The organism is Spartinivicinus marinus (assembly GCF_026309355.1).
In the GTDB taxonomy this organism is placed as follows: domain Bacteria; phylum Pseudomonadota; class Gammaproteobacteria; order Pseudomonadales; family Zooshikellaceae; genus Spartinivicinus; species Spartinivicinus marinus.
On the sequence record NZ_JAPJZK010000001.1, the window covers coordinates 1841544 to 1863499 of the forward strand.

At 37.1% G+C, this 21956-nt stretch carries 17 protein-coding genes and 1 pseudogene; 10 read left to right on the forward strand and 8 right to left on the reverse strand.

Annotated features, from left to right (window positions below; translation table 11 throughout):
• Positions 1-6: 6 nt before the first annotated feature.
• The 3 genes from OQE68_RS08335 to OQE68_RS08345 all read right to left on the reverse strand — a co-directional run bounded on the left by OQE68_RS08335 (position 7) and on the right by OQE68_RS08345 (position 6175).
• Positions 7-1050, reverse strand: coding sequence for a hypothetical protein (locus OQE68_RS08335; protein ID WP_180569380.1), 1044 nt, complete (start codon positions 1048-1050; stop codon positions 7-9).
• Positions 1051-1091: 41 nt separating this feature from the next.
• Positions 1092-4856, reverse strand: a complete 3765-nt coding sequence (locus OQE68_RS08340; RefSeq protein ID WP_180569379.1) for an RHS repeat protein — start codon at positions 4854-4856, stop codon at positions 1092-1094.
• Between the two features lie 89 nt (positions 4857-4945).
• Positions 4946-6175: an RHS repeat-associated core domain-containing protein gene (locus OQE68_RS08345; protein WP_180569378.1), complete on the reverse strand. Its 1230-nt coding sequence runs from the start codon at positions 6173-6175 to the stop codon at positions 4946-4948.
• Between the two features lie 902 nt (positions 6176-7077).
• Here OQE68_RS08345 and OQE68_RS08350 point away from each other — a divergent pair.
• The 3 genes from OQE68_RS08350 to OQE68_RS08360 all read left to right on the forward strand — a co-directional run bounded on the left by OQE68_RS08350 (position 7078) and on the right by OQE68_RS08360 (position 9221).
• The gene (locus OQE68_RS08350; protein ID WP_180569377.1) at positions 7078-7542 is read left to right on the forward strand and encodes a hypothetical protein; all 465 of its coding nucleotides are present in this window, start codon (positions 7078-7080) and stop codon (positions 7540-7542) included.
• A 25-nt stretch (positions 7543-7567) separates the two neighbouring features.
• A complete protein-coding gene (locus OQE68_RS08355; protein WP_180569419.1) occupies positions 7568-8140 on the forward strand; it encodes an ABC transporter substrate binding protein in 573 nt (190 codons plus the stop codon).
• A 376-nt stretch (positions 8141-8516) separates the two neighbouring features.
• A complete protein-coding gene (locus OQE68_RS08360) occupies positions 8517-9221 on the forward strand; it encodes a CinA family protein (RefSeq protein ID WP_180569376.1) in 705 nt (234 codons plus the stop codon).
• Between the two features lie 160 nt (positions 9222-9381).
• Here OQE68_RS08360 and OQE68_RS08365 read toward each other — a convergent pair whose 3' ends face one another.
• Entirely contained in the window at positions 9382-10245 is an 864-nt protein-coding gene (locus tag OQE68_RS08365; RefSeq protein WP_180569375.1) for an NPP1 family protein, read from the reverse strand.
• A gap of 1165 nt (positions 10246-11410) precedes the next feature.
• Here OQE68_RS08365 and OQE68_RS08370 point away from each other — a divergent pair.
• The 5 genes and pseudogenes from OQE68_RS08370 to OQE68_RS08390 all read left to right on the forward strand — a co-directional run bounded on the left by OQE68_RS08370 (position 11411) and on the right by OQE68_RS08390 (position 15299).
• The gene (locus OQE68_RS08370) at positions 11411-12193 is read left to right on the forward strand and encodes a DUF6399 domain-containing protein (protein WP_180569374.1); all 783 of its coding nucleotides are present in this window, start codon (positions 11411-11413) and stop codon (positions 12191-12193) included.
• Between the two features lie 198 nt (positions 12194-12391).
• Entirely contained in the window at positions 12392-13240 is an 849-nt protein-coding gene (locus tag OQE68_RS08375) for a substrate-binding periplasmic protein (RefSeq protein ID WP_180569373.1), read from the forward strand.
• 39 nt (positions 13241-13279) lie between these two features.
• Positions 13280-13513: a hypothetical protein gene (locus OQE68_RS08380; RefSeq protein WP_180569372.1), complete on the forward strand. Its 234-nt coding sequence runs from the start codon at positions 13280-13282 to the stop codon at positions 13511-13513.
• 132 nt (positions 13514-13645) lie between these two features.
• A complete protein-coding gene (locus tag OQE68_RS08385) occupies positions 13646-14398 on the forward strand; it encodes a substrate-binding periplasmic protein (protein ID WP_180569371.1) in 753 nt (250 codons plus the stop codon).
• Positions 14399-14921: 523 nt separating this feature from the next.
• Positions 14922-15299, forward strand: a pseudogene (locus tag OQE68_RS08390) (IS1 family transposase).
• 193 nt (positions 15300-15492) lie between these two features.
• Here the strand turns inward: OQE68_RS08390 and katG are convergent.
• Both katG and OQE68_RS08400 read right to left on the reverse strand, forming a co-directional pair.
• On the reverse strand, positions 15493-17676 hold the full coding sequence (gene katG / locus OQE68_RS08395; protein ID WP_180569369.1) for a catalase/peroxidase HPI: 2184 nt from the start codon (positions 17674-17676) through the stop codon (positions 15493-15495).
• A 228-nt stretch (positions 17677-17904) separates the two neighbouring features.
• Complete coding sequence (locus OQE68_RS08400; protein ID WP_180569368.1) at positions 17905-18123, reverse strand: hypothetical protein; 219 nt, start codon at positions 18121-18123, stop codon at positions 17905-17907.
• A 103-nt stretch (positions 18124-18226) separates the two neighbouring features.
• On the opposite strand from OQE68_RS08400, the gene OQE68_RS08405 reads away from it, so the two are divergent.
• Complete coding sequence (locus OQE68_RS08405; RefSeq protein WP_180569367.1) at positions 18227-19132, forward strand: LysR family transcriptional regulator; 906 nt, start codon at positions 18227-18229, stop codon at positions 19130-19132.
• A gap of 87 nt (positions 19133-19219) precedes the next feature.
• Here OQE68_RS08405 and OQE68_RS08410 read toward each other — a convergent pair whose 3' ends face one another.
• The gene (locus OQE68_RS08410) at positions 19220-19510 is read right to left on the reverse strand and encodes a putative quinol monooxygenase (RefSeq protein WP_180569366.1); all 291 of its coding nucleotides are present in this window, start codon (positions 19508-19510) and stop codon (positions 19220-19222) included.
• A gap of 446 nt (positions 19511-19956) precedes the next feature.
• Between OQE68_RS08410 and OQE68_RS08415 the strand changes: the two genes are divergently transcribed.
• The gene (locus OQE68_RS08415; RefSeq protein WP_180569365.1) at positions 19957-20805 is read left to right on the forward strand and encodes a hypothetical protein; all 849 of its coding nucleotides are present in this window, start codon (positions 19957-19959) and stop codon (positions 20803-20805) included.
• Positions 20806-20808: 3 nt separating this feature from the next.
• On the opposite strand, the gene OQE68_RS08420 is transcribed toward OQE68_RS08415, so the two are convergent.
• Positions 20809-21891 (reverse strand): TRAP transporter substrate-binding protein, encoded by a 1083-nt coding sequence (locus OQE68_RS08420; protein WP_180569364.1) that lies wholly within the window; start codon positions 21889-21891, stop codon positions 20809-20811.
• Between the last annotated feature and the right edge of the window lie 65 nt (positions 21892-21956).

Below are 21956 nucleotides of genomic sequence, written 5' to 3' on the forward strand. Positions count from 1 at the left end.
GCTAGGCTAATCAGATAGTACCCACGCACTTGTACTATCATTATATTGAAGAAAAACTGTCGCTTCATTTCCGTATTTATCAATCAAAGATAACTCTTCTGCGCGACTACTTGCACTTGATGCAATATTTACAAATTGACCACGAGTGAGTTTTAATCTGCCCTCATGTTGAAGCACTTCGTAACCACCAAACTTTATAGGTGCGGTATACTTGTTTTCTTCTTCAAAACAAGGAATACCCCAAACACTACCACCCGTATCACCAACCACAGAGAAATGATCAATCGATATTGTATTCGGTCTGACACATGATAGAGAGTGCGTTTCACTTGACTTCCTGCCAATTGAGTATAAATCATCTCCACTGATAAGGCGTATAGTGTACTCATAAGCACGATAATGCATTTGCGGTTCTGCTTTTCCTGCATTTTTATCTCTTTCAGGATAATTATCCCATAACAAGTTTTTTCTAAATAAAAAGGCACTGGCAGGATGTTTTTTTTCGGCTTTACTCTCAATCCTGACAAACTCATCAAAATTACCGCTACAACTATTCATAGTTTGTTCATTAGTAAACTTCACTGACGCACAAATTATTTTTGCATAAACTTCATCTTTAGTATACACATAAGTATTTAATGAAGACCACTCATCATTCAATGTTTCAGTGTTTATATTTGAGCAAATCATTGGTTCTTTTACTCGATGTAAAAACTCATTTTCTTTAAACGTAAAGCTCCATGACCGACTTGCAGGTTGCTCAAAGGTCAGCTCATTTCCTGATGAGTCAGTTAGAACAATAAACTTTTCTAGCTGTTCTTTCGATAGGTTAACTATTTCTCCAGAGTTTTTATCAAGCACTTTAATAGCAATATTTACTGGAGCCTGCATACGACCATTAGCGTAAATGGGATAAGCACAGTTACTCCCCACTTGTGTCGTTACCTTGATATCTTGAACATCATAGCGATTATGATCCAGTAAATCTGCATTAACGAAATTTGAAGTAAAAAACAAACCTGCCAGTGAGACAATTTTTTTGACTCTCATATAGCCCTCTAAAATGTAGTTAATAATGCTGTTTAATTTTTTTAGTGCTTTTCTAAACCATAGGCTGAATACCTAAGTAACTGTTTCTCATTCCCTGAGATCTCACCAATAACACTACCCTTAAAATCAGTAATGAGCTGTGTTCTCTGAACATTGTCATTTTGTTTTGTATATCTTGTGGTTAAACTAGAGCCACTTCGTAAATACTGGGAGTGTATATCACCTTGTTTTTCATTAATCAGCTGGCTTCCGCTGTAAAATAGATCTATTGCTGCTTGATTAGGAACTGACTGAGATATTTGTTGCCCCACCCCGTCATATTGATACTCTGATAATGAAGTATCAGCTTGATCTTCAACCACTGTTAGTTGATTCAATGCATTATAGATGTAAATTCTGCCTTCCAAATCACAGGTTAAATTACCATTAGCATCATATTGTAAATTTTCTATGGATTCGATACTGGAATGCGAATGATTAATAGTAATTAGTTGAGCCGTATTCTCATCACCATACTGATAAGTGACTATATCTGTTTCTGTATTTTCACCATCTATGAATTCAGTAGAAACGTTTGTGATATCACCTAGCGGGTTATATTCAAAAACTTGCTGTTTAATGGTTTTTTCATTGATATATTTTGGGCTGAGTGGACCTTGAGCTTTCATGAATGAAAGCCGGTTTAATTCATTATATTGATATTCTTCAGTAGTGGTATTACGTTGAAAGTCTATCGTTGTTTTTTTCTTTAGCTTATTATCTTTGTAATATTCGAAGGACTGATTACATTGCTGTATACCAGCCATAATACTGATTTTTTGTTGCAGTCGGTCATAGTCATCATAGTAATACGCATGCTCAATTATCTGACCTGCTGTGTTTGACACAACCTCCTTTTCTACACGATCAAATCCATCATAGCTAATCTCTATACTTTCATTAGCGGTATTATTGGTAACTTTGTTTTCTCGCCCGTACGCATCATACTCATGGGTTTCTTCATTACCAAAAAAATCTGTTACTTTCAGTAGGTTATTTTGTCGTGAATATTCATAATGGCACCTATATTCACCTCTGGTTTCTGCTTTCACTAAACCGTTTGGGAAATACTCTATGGTTAGTTCAACTGAAGGATTGATTATTTGGTGCACTAGGCTAGTGGTGGCATAATAAGTATATTGAGTAGCTTGACTAACATCACTTGGTTTAATTGCTTTTACTTCATTTAAAATACTCTCTAACTCATAGGTTACCTTCTTTCCATTAGGCAGTGTTACTTCTGATGGTTTTTCACTTAACGTATCATATCGATAAGTTGTCGGTTCCTGGTTAAACTTAGTCTCAGTTAACAACCGGCCCATTCCATCATAACTACGAGTCCCTATTGTTTGATTATTAACCTTAATCTGAGTCAACCAAGACTCTAATGAGTCTCTGTCATAAGATTTCTCTACTCTGAGTACATTACCAGCACGGTTTTCTGTGATTACACGTCCAGCATTATCGTACCTATAAGTAATAGTTATACCATTGACATCCTTTTCTTCAACAAGTAAGCCTAAACCATCGTATTTTTTTTCGGCATCACTATAAAGTTCACCGGCAGGGGAATATATTTTAACAGTCGTCGCTTTGCCCAGCTCATTATAATAGGTTTCTATTTGGTAAGATCGATTACCACTGGTATTCTGACGGTATTCTTTGGTTTTGTTGGCAACCTTATCATTTTCAATACATAACTTAAGCCCTGAGGGTTGCGTAATTTGTTTTACTTCATCCCATAAATCATATGTATACTCAGTGGTGGTTTCTATCACCTCTTCATCTTTATCAGTATTAACTATAGTTAAGCTACTGAGTCGACTAGCCAGATCATAGCTCCGTTTTTCAATCAGTGATAAAGCTCCTTTTGTGTCCGTTTGATATTTTTCAATTTCACGACCAAGAACGTCATATTTATATTTCAGATTCGAGCCACTTGTTGATACAACTTCCAATGTATTTTGAGGACTTGTCGTATAAGTAGAGTCTTTAGTTTGTTCAAAAGTCGTGCCTTCTGCAATAACCTCCTTAACAACTCTACCTTGGGCATCATATTCATAACGATTGACAACACCAAACGAATCAACCTCCTTTGTTTTTTCACCAGTCATCAATGACTCATACCATGATTCACTAAAACTAAGATCATTTTTAAGAGCAGTCGTTTGATGAGTCTGCAACTCCGCATCAAGCAAAGTATAGGTATAGCTTGTCACTGTTTGGTTATTTGCCACAGACTCAGTAGCTTGTTTAACCTTACCGTGTTGGTGTGCTTGACTGGGAGTATTAAAGTAAGTCGTATCCCAACTAGATACCGGTGTACTTCCTAGCTCATTACTTAGTGTCCTCGTAGCTAATACAGGGTATGTTTTTCCTTCTATCAAACTTGGGTGACTACGATAAGTATAGTTTTCTACTAGGCATTGTTCATCACCAGATGCATACCTGCTTGAAGGCGATTTGGCCTTATTTTTTTGTAAAAATGGCAAGCCACTGGGTGAGGCAGGGCAATTTTCTTCACCAGCGGGATGATAGTAACTGTAACGGGTCGTGACACCATAAGCATCTGTTTCAGATAATAAGTTACCATAAATATCATATTCCCATTCATTGGTTTCAACTCGGGAGCCACCTGATGCATTATAAAAAGTTAAGTCCATTTTTTTAAGAAGTTGATACTGATCTGGTTGATCTGAAAATATCGTATTAACATCTGCATAATAATCAAATGCACGTTTTGCGATGCGTTTGTTTGAATCCAGGTCAAATACCTCCTCGTCCACCAGCAAATGGAATTTGTTGTATGTTTTGACTATCTTTCGTTGGTTATCTCTTTCCGTTGAGGTATAGCGGTAATCATGCTGACGTTCATATAAATTATCTAAATTTGCTTTAAACCGGGCGCCAGCTTTATAGCCTAGGAAGTTATTTACACTGTAATCATATTGTTTAATGACATCTTCAATGCCAGCCCCATATAGCCGATGGCTTTGTACCGCTGGAATAGCACGAATAGGGCCACCATTAGGTATTTTTAGTTTGTTACGATAGTAATTGAGTACTTCTGTTTTACCTGTTGGGTGAGTTATTCTTTTGATTACCCGGCAACTATTAATCGTGTCGTATTCAATACTCGAACTTGTACCATCTGGCCATTGAATACGCCTGAGTTCACTTCGGGTTAGAAACAGCTCTATTTTACGGTTATCTGCACCTGTAAATACAACTTTGCTATTGTTGTAGCTAACCGATAATGCTCGATCACTACCATCTGATATTGTTTGAATAAGCCCTTTTCGTGTAGGTGTTTGATAAGTAATGATCAGTTCTCTACCATCAGGTGCCGTAATTTTTTCTAAAAAACCGTCTTGGTTTAACTGTTCTGTTGTTCCATCCTTCTGAAGAATTTTTATTTTTTTATCATTACTCGTATCAACTTTAAATGCCTTTAATTTGCAGTATTTTAACTGACTTTCGCTACTGCTTCGTTGAGACTCTATCTGATATGCCTGCCCACTTGATAAATAAATTTTTTTATTAGCACTATCATAATAAGGTAGATTAATTAACCAACCCTTGCCATACCCTTGATTTGATTGGCTAAGACTATTATAACTGATTACTAAATCAATTATTGGACCATTAAGTGTATTGCCAAGATATGAAAGTAGATTTATTGAAAAGTGAAATTGCCCAGTGCGAGGATCGACCTTACCTGATAAATACTGCGACAAATTAAATGCATTAGAAAATAGATTATTCATAAACGGCCAGCTTTACTACTACTTGATATTAAGGAAAAATATATTTCTGTAAAACACGTTTGCACTATAGAAACACTGTCATTTAATTGCTATTTATTTCTATAAAAGCTAGGTAATACAGAATGTGCTGTTACAAAAGGAGTATGATAAATAGCCGCAGAGCTTTGAACTGATGTGCGGGCAACCTGTGAAGCACCTCGTCCAATAATATTCGTTGTCGTTCTTCTAAAGCCCGTTAATGGAGTAAATACTCGACTAAGGTCTCGGCTATGATTAATTGCCCGATAATAACCCGTTGCTGCTCTAACAGTTCTACCTGTATGATTTGCTAATAATTGAGCAGAAGAAACTTTACGTCCAAATGCACCAAAACAGGTAGCTAAATCGATGGTATCTGAACCTGCTACCACCGGAGCCATTTCACTTAGTCTGGCACCACTCACTGCTAACTTATTATTAAATTTAACCACGGTATTAAATGGATAGCCATGACCTCGAATTAAACCACTTCTTACACTAACCCCTCCCATTCGGTGCGTAAGTGGCATCAAGTTCTCTTCCATGACCAACTCTGTTGCAAAGCCTCGTTTAAGACTGTTAACCGCCGCTTTACCAATGCCATAGCCTACGGCTCCTGTTACTAGACTACCCACCCCTAAGCCCAAAGAGACCCAACCTAACACTGACGATGTTTCTGGGTCACTTTCTTCAAGTGCAGCAGAAGCAATCCCAGTTGCTGACGAGGCAACCCCGAGTACTGATGAGGTAATCCCAAGTGCGCTTGAAATAATTGAAGCCGTTGTACCACCAAATGAGGCTATAGCGACTGCCGCTGAAATACCTACGCCTAGTGTAGCCAGTGATATTATAAGACCTAGCACTCCAAGCCCTATACCTAAACCCGCCTGCCAACTGATATGCCCTGTAGGATCTACTCGATTAATTGGGTCTCCTAAAGTATAGGTATATGTATTAATACCTCCTTCACCAAAAGGACTTAAACTATCAGCTACATGAAAACGCATCAGGCGTGGGTTATAAGCACGATATCCTTGGCCTAAATGATAAAGATTAGTCACTGGGTCCAGTCGTTGACCATTAAATCGTATTGGGTTCTGAAATATAAGTGAATGGCTATCACTGCTTGAGCTCGATTGAGTAGAGCCCAAGGCAAATGAATGATGTAACCCTAAAGCAGAACCTGAAGCTAGGATAGAAAAATTGACTAAGAACTGTCGACGAGATGAATTAAATGTCGGTGATAATCTAGGAAAACAGAGCTTCTGATTGATTAAACTCAATTTAAAATTTTTTAGCATAAAAAAATCCTGCTAAATATAGCAATATAAGGCACATACTAGTTTAATCTATTTTTTATAACTCTCTAGTATTTGATACTTAACAATCAACCGTTTTTCATTACAGCTAAACAATAACATAAGACAAATGATCTTTAAATTAAAAATATCGCATCATAACTGATATATAAAAATTACTGTCTTTTTTTATACATCAATTGCTATATATCTTTCAGAAAAAGCACGCCCTGCACAATCTGTTAACAATAAAAATATGCCCTACAAATAAAAACCTTTAACACTAATCCAACAACTATTTTTTGATATTAATCAATAAATACTTATATAAAATAAAATTCAGGATTACTTTACCGACAAACTAAGGTCATCAATGAGTATACTGCACTCCAAGACTGGTCATTCTACTTAACTCGCGCACTGATACTGTATGTAGCCTCGGTTTTTTTGTTGCAGTAATTGACATGCTTTGAGCTTAGGACCAATGATGGTTTTATAGCGTAGCATTGCCAATTCTTCAGGTCTGACAGCAAAAACGTATTAGCTCGGACATAACTGAGGATAGTAGTTGGGTGAGACATGCCCTGTACCCTAGCTATACCTGTTTAATACTGGATTCACTCCCTCTTCAAAACATTTTCGATTACAGCATTTGCAGCTACTTGACCTGAGCGCACTGCACCATCCATGCAGGCAAACCATTTGCTTGCTGTTTCAATCACTGTAATCCTCAACAAGGGTGAAACTGTTGAGATTATGCCATCAGGGCTTTATTCAGCACTCACGCACAGTTGCCAAGGGAATACATATTTATGAGCTAATCGCCAAGAGGATCAAAAAGAGTGAGCTAACTACTTTCTTCGAGTTTGGACTAAAATACTATTGATCATATAAGAAGTTGAATTATGTTGAACTTTATAAAGCTATTTACTTACATAATATGTCTATATATATTGAGCTCATTCTGTGCTATTAATGCACAAGAGCTAAGCACAATAATATCAGGGGCACCACGCGCTGTTTGGTATACAACTGCTCTAAATGCAGAGAAAGCGTTAACTCAAACTGATACAGCTGAAAATACAGATCATAATCAAAAGGGTACTAGCTCTATTATTGCAATTTTTGATTATGATAGAAGAGATGCTAATGAGCGGACTGTTGCAAGCTATATTGAAGATAAAATTTTGAGCTACGACAATAAAGTTATAGTGAAGCAGTTTTCAGGAGAGAATGACAATAATGCAAGCATAAAAACTTTACACTACCTTGATTCATCAAATTATAAATTAATAATCACCATCACCTCAGATGCAATGAGCCTCGCAAGATATATTGTAAAACAAACACCTATGTTATTTACTTACTAATGTAAATAATCCAACACTTCTCGGTATTAATAATCTATTAAAACCTGGAGGCAATATCTCAGGCGTATCATATTATGTACAAATTGAAAGGCAACTTCGTTTTTTCCAAAAAATAATTCCCAATATGGATACAATTGGTGTAATATTTGACGCTAAAAACAAATCAAGATATGTGGAAGCAGGTGAGTGTAGAGATGCCTTTAAAAAACTACAAATAAAATTTTTATATAAATTAATCGACACAAAACTAGATTTACCTAAGGCTGCACAAGAGCTTATTGATCAGAATGTAGATGCGATAATAGCAGCCTCTAGCGAAGTTGTTTATAATAACATATATTTAATTAAACCTATAACAGACAAAAACAAAATACCTATATTCTCTTTCAATATGAAATGGGTAAAGAATGGTGCTATAGCAGCATTGAGTAGTGACTACTATTTAATGGTAGATGAACTACTAATCCCCATGATTAAACAAGTAATATATGAGTCAAAAAGCCCAGGAAATATACCTATCGGCTTCTTAAGCAAACATATTAAATCTATTAATGCAACACAGGCTGGTATAATTACTCAAGCAGATAATATTTTTTAACCAGTTTAATCTCCTTAAAATATCTTCTATATGCTATATAAGCCACAGGCATTATAGTCCAATCTAGCCACTCTTGGTGCTGTCTTATCTAAATAAAAGTAACCACGCACTATCAGTATATTAAAAACTATCCATTCAAGAGTTGCTTTATTTATGGCAGTACCCTTTACATAAAAAAGCATATCCATAAAAAAATTTACATTAACCATAAGATTGATATAGTATTCTTATGCAGAATTATATGTACAATCTCACATATAACAATATACTTCATAAAATGGCTTTATTTTAGTTATGACCATTAAAAAGTATTGCTTACCGAAGCATACTTAACCTGTAACCAAAGCCAACTATCAATAAAATAAGGATCTGATTTGTGAAATTATTTCTTGGAATTCTAGCTTTCTTGATATCAACCCACAGTTCAATAGCAGAAGAACTAATAGTTAGTAAGAATGAACTATGTGGTAACAGTCCAACTGAAGTATGCAGTTTAGAATATGATAATTATCTACTGGCGCGCGAAGTCAGAGATTTGCTGTATAAAAGGAAATGGCTGATCGCTACAGCAGAAAGCATTACTGGTGGAAACTTAGCAGGAACTTTGAGTAAAGTACATTGGGCTGGAGGTGCTTTAGGTGGAGGAATTATTTCATATAGTACGTCCGTTAAAAATGCTTTACTTGGGGTACAGAATGAAACCAATTGTGGAGTAATTAATAATCAAACAGCTCTTGAAATGGTCTATGGTTTAGAGCTCCAAATGTCTCAAGCTAATTTGTTTCTTGAAAAAAACGAAAAGTCAGAACATTTTAATGCATATGTGAGCTTATCTGGTCTAAGTACTCACGCATGTAATGCTAGCCCTAAAGTACATATTGCAATAAAACTTGCAAGACACCCAGCAAAAGTCAGAGAGTTTTCGCTGTCTGATCAATATAAAAATAACAGTATTGAAAGAATTTATAACATTCATAAGACTATTGGAATTACACTTAGGTGGCTCAAGTTAGAGCTATTAAACTTTCAAGACTACAGCAATTTTACTGAACAACATAACAGTAAGCAAATCCAGAATTAACCCAAACTAAATACCTTTTATTACTTAAATCATAATTTGGATACTCCAGTTTATAATTAAACTAGCGCTATAACTCGCATAAAAAAAATGCTCAGATCTTGCGTTATCATAATATATCATGTGATAGTACAAGATCTGAGCTGGCAAATTATAATATACTTTAATCAGTAAAAACTGGGTAGCCCGCTGGTATAGTTTTATTTATTGTTTTTGTAAAATTTGAGTCTTTGAATTTAAAGCTTGCTTTACCATAGCTATAGCCATTAAATAAATCTCTCATTGTAGAGTTGGTTACACCATCCCCTTTCATTTCATACCAACTGACAATAGTTGGAGTTACCCAAGCGCCATTATAATATGGATTAGATACGCTTTCTCCTGAGTGTGCAAACCGAAAAGAGTGAGTTAAAGGTATTATTCCTACGTAAGGATCTGGGTCTTTATAGTAGACAACTTTAGGGTGATTACCCTCTTTTGGCACTCCACTCCAGGCACGCAAGGAGTAATCTCCGTGAGCACTAACTGCAACATGGGTTGGTTGTAAGTTGGTGAAATAAATAATGACCGTTTCTACATCATGCCTATGGCCTCCACCAACATAATTGGCGACCTGATCTTTCTCAAAATACAAGTCATATAAATGTGCTGAATAACTTACACCATTAATTGTTTGGCTAGTCCAACGATGGTAAGTATTTGATGCTGTTAGAAATTTATGTTTACGACAATCTCCAGTAATCGTACCAGAAGTTCCTAGACCACCATTTTTTTTACCTGTACGACTGATAGCAGCAGCAGGCAAACAGCTATTACCAGTAAAGTCAAACACTGGATAATATTGCTCAACTAATGATACTTGCGAAGCATCAGGTATACTTTGGTATGCTTTATCCAATGAAGGAAACTCATGCGCATAAGTAGATGAAAAACTTACAAGACTAATACCCAGCATCAAACATTTAACTGTAGATTTTGAGTAACTACTCATCGTTTTATTTTCTATGATATTGTTTATTATTGCCATGATCACATCTAAAAAATTAGTTAACGTTACACACAATAAATATTATTTTCTATCAATGATAAAGAGATAATACTTATGTGAACACTTATTCCATGAAAGCATTCTCATTACGAATAAATATACTGTAACATTAAATTAGTAAGAGAGCATACTGCTACACGACATAGGTATGAGCAAACTTCATTAAACATCATAAGTACACTTATCTATTTCCGTAATACTTGTAGAAATATTGTCGCTTTAAGAGCGCGAAACCAAAGCAATAGCTCGTGAAATTTAACGTAAATAGTTGTAAGCAATCACCTTGCTTAATAAACAAACTAGAATAACTAAAAATATTTATCACTTTATATACACTTCTTATCGCAGTGGCAACATGCTTAAGGACAATAAGATTATCTATCAATGACTATTGGGAAGTCACTATAACCCTTCTTTCCTTTAATAGCTTTAATAACTTTAATAACTTTAATATCCACCAATCAACCCCTTTTAGCGGACTGCAACAGGCAAGCACCAGTATACTTGATTTAGCATTATTATCTATTTCTACTGAGCTGTTTTTTCTAAAACTATCTTGTATTGCTTTATTCAAGAAAGCTGATTATGATATTAATAACTGTTCGTAATGTGACATCTAATAAGCTTGCTATTTCAACTACCAAAAGTCATTATTTCGAATTTTAGCATATGCCAGATCAACAGTTATAATTTAAATTTGCAACCATTAGCTGCAAACTCTAACATATTTCAAATTTATGATATTTCCCCCAAAAATCACATTATGCAAAAACTCTTTTTTTTAAATTATTAGCAAATCACAAGTATGCACTGCTAAACTAACATAAGGGCACCTCTAATAATTTCAGCAAAATATCACAACAATAATGAGCCATGATAACACTCACTAACAACTAAAAGCTCAAGGAAGAAAATATGTTGACTAAATTGATATGCTACCTATCCATTGTAATATCGCCTTTAAAGGCCTTGTTCATCGTTTCGGCCATATTGCCTAATAAACAGACAATCTAAGTATGACCAAGGAGCTTGTGCCAATATGTGAATCGGAAGAATAAGATAGTTGAAGTGTGTGGCTTGATCTAGGAAGATTTAGGTGCAAACAAAAATCAAGAACAAACCACACAAGAAGTATTAACTATCAATGGAGACGATAGAAAAATCAAGTCATCCAAACAAGAAAAAACGACAAGAAATAGTTCAAAATACCATCAATTTTGAAGCCTGTTTAAAGCGCACTAACAGCGAGCGGCAGGCAGCCAAAAAGCGTGATGAGCAATTACCTCAACGCAAACGAGGTCGCCCTATTGACTATGATAGTCATATAACTCAAGCGAAAGCAGAGGCAGAAGATGCAGAATTATCAGATAAAAGTTTAAAACGCATTGATAAGGCGAGCAAAAAGGTGGACACCATGGTAGCTACAATACTATTTTTCTGGATCACTGTTAATGCTTATTTCAAGCAATTGGGGTTGTCTACTGAGGGGAAGAATATGATTCGTGACCATCTGATCCCAATTTATTACCTTGCTGAAACGGCCAAAAAAGCGTCTAAAGCTGCTTTACGAAAAGACCTGGAAAACAAGAGCCAAGCGTTACGGGCAACACTCAACGAGGAACCCAGTTGGCAGTCTCTGACAGATTTGGAGAGAGAGCAGTATCACAACGCCAGGTTATTCCATCGATCGAGCTCTTGCGTAGAAGGCCGCAATGAGCAGCTATCGCTCAAGCAGCATAATTTGAAAAGAATGAGTAATAGCAAACTAAAAGCACTAACTGTCGTGCACAATTATTTTATAAAACGAGCTGATGGAACGACGGCCGCAGAAAGGTTCTTCGAAGAGAAGCCAATAGATTTATTTGAATACCTTATTGATCATTTAGATTATCCAGCTATGCCAGCTAAACGACGGAGGGCTGCATAGCACGTGGTGGCCGAAACGATGAACAAGGCCCTAAAGTTCAAATAAAGTGTGAGAGAGCAGCTACAACCCCAATACTTCAGCTTGCCAACTTTCTAAAACTATCTAAAGTACTGTTTATAGTAGTTAAGTTTTGCTAGTCTTTAGTTAATAGCACATTAACCTGCAATGTGCTTTTAATACGATTTATTAGAGTATCAAGTGAAAATTCCTATAAAGTCAAATTGGTATTTGTTAATTATCTTTTATCTAATTTTAAGTTCTTTTGTAAAAGCAAAAACAATTGGGTTGGTACCTGACCGCTTATACCCACCTTTTACCTTCGTCAAAGGGCACAACCCAGATGAGATTGAACAAAAAGAAGTAATTCACTTAGAGCAAAAGTCATATAATAAGATAGAAGATTTTTCACAATCCAATATTTTTTCAGGATACGTAATAGACTTGATAATCTCAGTCTATCAAACTCAGGGTTATGATATAGAATTTCATAATCTACCTTGGGCTAGAGCCTTATATGCCTCGAAAAAATCTTTAGTGGACGGAATATTTCCTTTGGTTTGGAACAAAGATCGGGATAAAGTTTATCAGTTTTCAGGTGAAAGGGTAAACGTCGACAAGGCAGTTCTTTATGTACCAACTGATGTTCATTTTATCTGGAAAAATGATTTTTCATCACTAAAAGATTTAGAAGTGGGAGTTATTCGTGGCTGGTCCTACGGGGCGAGGTGGAATACAGCCATAAAGAACGGATTATTTAAAACAGTAGAAACAAACAATGATGTGCAAAACTTTAGAATGCTTGAAGCTGGTAGGGTGACTGCAGTGGCTGGTTGGATTTATGCGACACAGTATTTCCTCGAATCGAATAATTTATCTTCTAAATACAAGCCTTTGGTGCCATTTGAGACAGTTCCTATGTATTTAGGTATATCAAAGACAAACCCCAAAGCTTCAGAATTAATTCAAGACTTCATCAGAGGTTTAAAGAAGATAGAAGCAAATAAGGTACTGAAATCAATTGAGAAAAAATGGGGAGTTGAGAGGTAGCAGTTTATTTTTAAGTATCCATTCAGTAGACGCGCACAAATGAAAGTATTTTTAGCAGCTACACACGTCTACAAAGATGACACTTTAAATCACTGGCCTTTTCAGCGTAGTCACCCCCCTAATCTAGTAGGAAAGACACCAGCTGAAGCCTTAACAGGCAAACCCCATGCCCGCGTTGCTGATCAAGACATTCTGGTTAATTCACAACGAGGAATTGAAACGCTTGTGAAATATGGTGAGCAAGTTGGGCGAAAGTTTGAGAAAAGCTGTTAAGGGGTTCGGCTGGGTATGGTTCAATTAGAGGCCAACAAAGCCATATTTTCGACGGAGCCGATCAGACTACACCTAATACAAAGAACAATCTATTATTAGATACCATATAATGGTTTTTTTAATAAGGATAGTATGATGGATGTAAAAAGGTGGCTTGTTTTTTGTATCTTTACTATTAATGTATTTACCAGCGCTGTCTGGAGTAAAGAATTAGTTGTTGCTACAAGTGAATTTTCACCTTGGAAAATTGTTGAAGAAGGAGAGTTAAAAGGAATTGATGGTGAACTTATTAAGGATATAGCAAGTCGTTTAGGTTTAAAAATAAAGTATAGTGAATGTCCATTTAAGCGTTGTCTTGCTCTAATGAAGAGTGGGCTTGTTGATATTATGACGGGACTGTTAAAAAGGTCTGATAGAGAAGTTTATATTCAATATATTGAACCATATTATGTCAATAAAAAAACATCTAAAATATTCTATTTGCTTAAGGGTAACGGTCATTTAATAAAGAAATATGAAGACATCTATCGATTGAAAGTTGGTGTTAAAATAGGTGTTAGATATTTTAACAAATTTGATGAAGACAGTAAAATTAAAAAAAATGCTGTCACGGATGTAATCCAAAATCTACGTATGTTAGAAGCAGGACGAATAGACGCCATTGTGAATACCGAATCACAAGGGGATTATTTAATACATAAATATGGATTTCAAGGTAAATTTGAAAAAGCTGTATTTCGGCCAACACCTGATGTCCCTTTCTATTTTGGTATCTCCAAGAAATCAGATTATATGAAGCAGTTTGATCTGATTCAAAATACTTTACATCAAATTGTAAAAGAAGGTAATGTAGAGGTATTAATGAAAAAATATATGGGAGAATAAATATCGGTTCTGTCGCATATTTTGATGACGTTGTTGAATAAATCGACTACAAGCCTTTTTAAATACTGCAAATGTCTCATAAAATTTGTTATACAAGACCTTTTTTTTAAAAACCTTCCAGAGCCGTTTGAAGTATTCGAGTAACTGTATTGTTGAGTCAGTATTGACAGAGTCCTCACTGATAACAACGGTTGTTTCCGCACCATGAATATTTGGTTGTGCCTCAAAAGTATGTCCAAAGACTGGTTTGTATAATTTTCACTCAATACAGGTGTTTTCAAAGTATATGGCACTTGCTGTATAATCATCATGTGTTAGTAAGGCATGCTGGATGAGATAACGTTTGTGGCAGTGGTGTTAGGGATACAGCTTGAGTAACGGGTGTCAGCCAAAATACTGTCATTAATACAATAAAAAAAGAATACCAACTACAAGCTGTTAATCGACCGTTACTAGAAAACTTAATAATCCCAGTAATGTTAAAGTTAAACTTGAACAAGTCATTTCTGCTGAGGTGGACTAAATGTGGAGTTTTGTGAAGTCCAAGGTCAATCAGCGATGGCTATGGCATGCGATTGACTCTATTTCAGGTAAGGTTTTAGCTTATGTATTAGCCTCTAGAAAAGATGAAGCTTTTCAAACATTACAAACCTTGTTGAAACCCTCTAAAATTAAGGTATTTTGTACAGATGACTGAAGAGCATATAGCCGACATATTCCAGATGAACAACATATTATAGGAAAAAGAAACACTCAAAAAATAGAGCGAAAACACCTAACGTTAGGGACTCGTATTAAACTCCTTACCAGAAAAACCATTTGCTTTTCAAAGACCAATCAAATGCATGATATTGTAATTGGACTTTTTATTAATCGCTATGAGTTTGGCCTTCAAATATGAGTAGACACAGTTTTGAGTCACTACCCAATTCATGCTGTATATTAAAATCTAAAAATCAATCGCGACGGGTATATAAGCTACAGCTGTAGCATAACCAAAAAAGGCGACATTTCTTTTATGAAGCATCGCCTTTTAAATGATTACCTAGTAGGTATTTGTGTTGGCGCCGCATTACACCAACTGTTGTCTACCCTCAGTTAGCACCATCAAAACGGTCCAGATTCATGACTTTGGTCCAGGCGGCAACGAAATCTTTGACAAACTTCTCTTGTGAATCTGCTGTGGCATAAACTTCTGCTAATGCACGCAGTTGAGAGTTTGAGCCAAAGATTAGATCAACACGAGTACCAGTCCACTTTACGTCACCTGTCTTCCGGTTGCGTCCTTCAAACAATGTGTCGTCTTTTGATATTGATTTCCAGGTGGTCTTCATATTAAGCAGGTTGACAAAAAAGTCGTTGGTTAAGGTTTCCGGACGGTCGGTGAAAACACCATGCTTAGTTTGTCCTGTATTAGTATTTAAAACTCGCATCCCTCCTACCAACACGGTCATCTCAGGGGCGGTTAAAGATAATAATTGAGCTTTATCCACTAACAGTTCTTCGGCGGAAACTCTGTAACTACCTTTTTGGTAGTTGCGAAAGCCATCTGCAATAGGTTCCAGTGCCAAGAAGGATTCCACATCCGTTTGTTGTTGCGAGGCATCCATTCGGCCTGGAGTAAATGGTACTGTGATATTTTGACCAGCATCCTTAGCCGCCTTCTCTACCGCCGCGCAGCCACCTAATACAATTAAATCTGCCAGCGAAACCTTTTTGTTGCCTGATTGGCTGCCGTTAAATTCGGCTTGAATATTCTCAAGGGTGTTGATCACTTTCGATAATAGCGCAGGTTCATTTGCCTCCCACTCTTTTTGAGGGGCTAACCGAATTCGTGCACCGTTGGCACCACCACGCATGTCAGAACCACGGAATGTGGAAGCCGATGCCCAAGCGGTGAAGACCAGCTCAGAAACCTTAAGCCCCGAATCCAGTATTTTGCCTTTAAGAGCAGCTATATCTTTATCGTCAACTAAATCGTGGTCCACTGCAGGAATAGGGTCTTGCCAGATCAGTTCCTCGTCTGGGACTTCATTACCTAAATAGCGTGCCCGTGGTCCCATATCACGGTGAGTCAGCTTATACCAAGCTCTGGCAAAAGCATCAGCAAAGGCTGCTGGGTCTTTTTGAAAACGCCTGGCAATGGGCTCGTAAATAGGGTCCATTTTTAATGACAGGTCAGCCGTAGTCATGATGGGGGCATGCCGTTTAGCTGAATCATGGGCATCTGGCACCAGATCCGCTGCCGCACCACCTTTAGGCACCCATTGATGGGCACCTGCTGGACTTTTGGTTAACTCCCAGTCATAGCCAAACAAAATATCAAAGTAGTCGTTGTCCCATTTAATAGGATTGGCAGTCCAGGCCCCTTCTATACCACTGGTGGTGGTATCTCCACCTTTACCTGTACCGTGGCTGTTTTTCCAACCCAGCCCCTGCTCTTCAATACTGGCACCTTCTGGCTCTGGACCAACAAGCCCAGGATCACCTGCACCGTGACACTTACCAAAGGTATGCCCACCAGCAACCAGGGCTACGGTTTCTTCATCATTCATTGCCATCCGGCCAAAGGTTTCACGCACATCGATACCAGATGCCACAGGATCAGGATTACCATTCGGCCCTTCAGGGTTAACGTAAATCAGCCCCATTTGTACCGCAGCTAATGGATTTTCCAGGTCTCGCTTACCAGAATAACGCTTATCATCCAGCCACTCTGATTCACTCCCCCAGTAAATATCCTGTTCAGGCTCCCAAACATCTTCACGGCCACCAGCAAAACCAAAGGTTTTGAAACCCATAGACTCAAGGGCGCAATTACCTGCCAAAATCATCAAATCAGCCCAAGAAATTTTTCTGCCGTATTTTTGTTTGATAGGCCATAACAACATTCTGGCTTTATCCAGATTGCCGTTGTCTGGCCAACTATTAATTGGTGCAAAACGTTGATTACCAGTACCTGCGCCACCACGACCATCACCCGTACGATAGGTGCCTGCACTGTGCCATGCCATACGAATAAATAATGGGCCGTAATGACCATAATCAGCTGGCCACCAATCTTGTGAGTCAGTCATTAAGGTGTACAGATCTTTTTTGACCGCTTGAAGATCTAAGCTTTTAAATTCTTTTGCATAATTAAAATCCTTATCCATCGGGTCAGACAAGGAAGAATGCTGACGCAGAATTTCAAGACGAAGTTGATTAGGCCACCAATCCTGGTTAGAGGTACCACCGCCTGCTGCATGATTAAAAGGGCACTTGCCAGTGTTAGTCATAATTCTCTCCCCACTCTGTCATGTTATTGCTACTTATGAGTGTTGATGACAATGACCACACTTACCAATTGGGATTAGCTTTTGGCTCGATATAGGATATTAATCGCTCGCTGTGAGTAATTGGCATGTATGTTTTCAATATTTGTTGGTTGTGTAACTGCTGACCTTAAATGGAAACGAAACGATCAGACTTCTTTCCTTGGTAATAATCTGAGTGTAAAGGGGGAGTTAAGACTCATCGCCACCCTCACTACCCTCACAGTTACCGTCTGATTTTAATGAACAATCTTCTTCAACCAGCTTTGGCTTTAAATCAGTAGCCTGTTCGTGACTATTTTGATCAATCGTTAAACTGTGGTCCCTAACCTCTCGATAGGAGTCATGTGGATCTGCTGTTGTTATAGGAGATATGAATGCAAGCGCGATTAATAATGTTACAGCTTTCATTTGCGTCAGCCTTTTGTTTGTTTGTGTTGCGGCTAAATTTATCCACCCTCGATAGAAAAATAAATAATAGATATTCAAACATATTGTCTGCATAATACGAACAATGAAATACGATAAGCTTAAATACCTAAAGCAATTTGCTATGTTTGCCGTGGTTGCTGAAGAGTCATCTTTTACCCAAGCAGCGGATAGACTTGGGCTTGGTAAAGCGCATGTGAGTGATCAAATACAACGGTTAGAAAAAATACTAAATGTACAATTGCTAAACCGAAGCACTCGATCAGTGACATTAACAACCGCAGGCAAACGACTGCTATCTCGTTGTCAGCAGCTTAATCAGTTGGGTGAAGAGATATTTCAGCTTGTCGAAAACTCAAAGCATATTCCTACAGGCCGGTTAAGGGTTACAGCAAAAAACGACATGTGCTTGGAGTTATTGCCTGAAATTATTCATAAATTTGAATCAACCTATTCAGATGTAAGCATTGATTTGATTGCCAGTGATGAATTAGCAGACCTCGAAAGAAACAATATTGACGTAGCAGTTCGAATAGGTTTGACAAAAGACTGGCCCTATTATGGAAGCCACATTACTGAGGCAGAAGCTGTCATTGTTGCAAGCAGAGACTATATCAATAGTGTTGGCCAACCAACATCTCTTGAAGAATTAGCCAAAATGGATTGGATAACACTAAGCTCAATGGCCAATTTTCAATGGCTATTAACCGGGCCAGATGGCAAACAGAATGAGATAAGTATAAAAGAAAAAGCATCAACAAATTCATCTGCTGTCGCCTATCAAATGATGAAAAGTGGGCTAGGCATTACAGCAACACCAGAAGTAATTGCTAAGACAGACATTATCAATGGAAGCATAATCAGATTACTACCTGACTATAGACTACCTAAAATACATGTTTATGCACTTTATAGCGAACGATATCCAGCAGCTAAAATAAAAGTATTCATAAACTTTATACGTGAACAGCTAAGGCCATTATTCAAATAAATACTTACCGGCAAAACTCAAATTTATTTATAATTAAACGTTTCTAGCGGCCGATATAAATTAGCCGCCAGATTTCAGCCTCTTATTTCAACTGATTACAGCTAGCTCATTCATTGAAAAATCTTTTATTTTTCCTTCTGTTACAGCAATATAATTATTTAAATGAGTTGTTTGCATATGCTCTTGAAACAGCACTTCGTTTTCCCATACTTCATAGAAAAAAAATAGCGCCGGGTTACTGTTATCTTGATGTAATTGATACTGTACTGAACCAGGATCTTGCCGAGAGGGTTCAACCAGCTTTAATAACTCTTGTTTAACAAACTCTGCATGCTCAGGAAATGCTTCGATTCTTGCAACAATAATCAGCTGATCCACTGGATTTATCCTTTTTGTAAACAAAGGTAATACCCTTTATATAGGGTATGTGTAAACTCAACAACTCATAACACAGAAAATAGACGCCATACGAATACAGTCATCATATATACAAGTAACATATTTTTCAGCTAGCTTACAACTTTATTTACATTAGCCTTCAAAGTATCAATTAAATACTCCGTCAAATAGCATATATAGGCAACACTATTCATAAGACAACAGTATTAATACAGCTTTTCTTACTCAGATTCTTAGCCTACCCTTTTAGTTACATGTACCCTTTCAGTACTTTGCATAGATACTACAATAAAGCAAATTTGCATTGTAAGCTTTGCTAAGTATTACACTGCTTACTTAGTTTGAAATCATGTGCAAAAGGCTGCATGACAACAAAAAATATATTTTAGGTGTTGATAATATTATCTGACTGGGTGTTGTATTATATGCAGCAGATTGTAGAGCAAAAGAAGCTAACAAGATTGACAACGATAATGATCATCGTTACTGTCATTATCTTGCTGCTATTCATACAAAAAATCAGTAACCAAAATTCAACAGGAGTTGAACAGAATTCTAACGAAAATGACTTCTATCCCATCAATTTGCTTCAAGAGCTAAAAAATCAAGTTAATCTTATTGATATCGATATAGACCTTATTCAGCAAACAAAAAATAATCTTAAGTTTAAAATAAAATATAAAAAACCAGGTTTGTTAGCAGACTCCGTTGTACTTAGTCACATTAAAGCTATTACCAATACTGCTATTAGCATATTACTAGAAAACAAGATCAATCCATACAGTCATAAAATCACAATTGATGTAACAGCTGAGTCTCCTGCCTCAGCAACACAGCAGGACATCACCCCTTTTCGATACAATTTTATACGTTACGGTTATTCACCTCGCTTTCCTACTGACTTATTCACTACAATCCAAAGCCAAATATCAAGGCTAACTGGTGAGTTAAATATTATTGAAATGGCAAAAGATAGATTAAGCTTCCAATTATTATTAAATAATTCTAAAGAACTTACTCCCTATAAAATAAAAAAAGAAACCAAACGTATACTCAACATAGTTCTACAAACACTTAGTATTTATAATATTAACTACAAAGGTGACACTAACGGCATAGGTGGTATTCATATTAAAGTTAAATCTTTTGTTCCTCAACAACACGATAATAATACCGAAACCACCATGGCTTATGGCATAGCATATTACAACCCTAGTAAAAAAAGAATTTTATGGACAGATAGCTATCACTTGTCCTATACCCTTCGCGAATGAGTTTTAGGAATATGTCACTTCTACTAATTGCTGAAAAATACTAGACCATTTCGGGCCAAGCAATTTCTCTTTAATACTATTCCATTCTTTCCTTTGGTGACCAAACACAAGCTTGAATGCTTCTTTCTCCTGTATGGATGGCTGATAGATATTGACACCCATTTGGGAGAATATCTGCCGACAGTGGTTATAAGAGCGTTGATATAAGAGAAACTGTTTATGCCTGATTTCTTCAATGGCATCAAAAAAGGCTAGCCGAGTGCTTTTGTCGAGTGATTGTATAAAATGATTATTGGCAATAGCTACCCAACCGTCGTGTACTGATTCTATTTCGGAAATCACGCCGATTTCCTTATTTAACTCATCCGGGCCGGAATAAAGACCTATGACTGAAGGATCTAGTGCATCATAACGATTAAGGCGGGCTGTTTTTGCAGCTAGCCCCCACAGTATGGATGTGGGTTTTGCACCTGCCATTTGATAAAAGTGCAATAAAGACTCTGATGCGGGGACTCGGAATCTCACGTCATTAAGATCTCCGGGCGACTTAATGGTTTTGCCATAAATGCGAGTAGAGGATGCTGTTCTGGAACCCACCACATAATGAAAGAGTACCGTCACATGAGCCGCTTGAGATAATACATGCTGCCGCCAAATATTGGAGTTCACTAGACGTTGATAACCTTCTGCACTGGCGCACCAGAATGGAATATTGATAATATCCAAGGCAGGGGCTCGAGGCGTGAGGTTGGATATGGATAACAGCGCTCCCTGCACCTGCCCATAAATCACACTGCTTGACAGTGCGCTACCGATGCCAAAACTACCCCCATCATGAATGGCAACATAAACTTGGTTGTGAGTATATTGCTCAATGAGTTGTTTAATCTCATGGTGAGCATGAGGCGTTGTTAAATATTTATCACTAAAGTAGGGGGATGCAAAATTAAAGATATATTTGGCGAGCTTTGCCTTTTTTTGCTCTTCTTTCAATAGCAGAGGATCTGTACTGCTAAAAGCCGCCAGAATGGGATTTAAACTGGCGCTAACGGTAAGCAGATATTTAATGGCGCTACGCCGATTCATCGATACTAGCCTTAAACATTGTTATGCGCCTTACAGGTTATGACTATATAATAGCTGAATCTATC

Excerpts from the sequence above, each read along its gene's own strand:
- OQE68_RS08335 (WP_180569380.1), bottom strand. The coding sequence starts at position 1,050 with ATGAGAGTCAAAAAAATTGTCTCACTGGCAGGTTTGTTTTTTACTTCA.
- OQE68_RS08340 (WP_180569379.1), bottom strand. The coding sequence starts at position 4,856 with ATGAATAATCTATTTTCTAATGCATTTAATTTGTCGCAGTATTTATCA.
- OQE68_RS08345 (WP_180569378.1), bottom strand. The coding sequence starts at position 6,175 with ATGCTAAAAAATTTTAAATTGAGTTTAATCAATCAGAAGCTCTGTTTT.
- OQE68_RS08350 (WP_180569377.1), top strand. The coding sequence starts at position 7,078 with ATGTTGAACTTTATAAAGCTATTTACTTACATAATATGTCTATATATA.
- OQE68_RS08365 (WP_180569375.1), bottom strand. The coding sequence starts at position 10,245 with ATGGCAATAATAAACAATATCATAGAAAATAAAACGATGAGTAGTTAC.
- OQE68_RS08370 (WP_180569374.1), top strand. The coding sequence starts at position 11,411 with ATGGAGACGATAGAAAAATCAAGTCATCCAAACAAGAAAAAACGACAA.
- OQE68_RS08380 (WP_180569372.1), top strand. The coding sequence starts at position 13,280 with ATGAAAGTATTTTTAGCAGCTACACACGTCTACAAAGATGACACTTTA.
- OQE68_RS08385 (WP_180569371.1), top strand. The coding sequence starts at position 13,646 with ATGATGGATGTAAAAAGGTGGCTTGTTTTTTGTATCTTTACTATTAAT.
- katG (WP_180569369.1), bottom strand. The coding sequence starts at position 17,676 with ATGACTAACACTGGCAAGTGCCCTTTTAATCATGCAGCAGGCGGTGGT.
- OQE68_RS08400 (WP_180569368.1), bottom strand. The coding sequence starts at position 18,123 with ATGAAAGCTGTAACATTATTAATCGCGCTTGCATTCATATCTCCTATA.
- OQE68_RS08405 (WP_180569367.1), top strand. The coding sequence starts at position 18,227 with ATGAAATACGATAAGCTTAAATACCTAAAGCAATTTGCTATGTTTGCC.
- OQE68_RS08415 (WP_180569365.1), top strand. The coding sequence starts at position 19,957 with ATGCAGCAGATTGTAGAGCAAAAGAAGCTAACAAGATTGACAACGATA.
- OQE68_RS08420 (WP_180569364.1), bottom strand. The coding sequence starts at position 21,891 with ATGAATCGGCGTAGCGCCATTAAATATCTGCTTACCGTTAGCGCCAGT.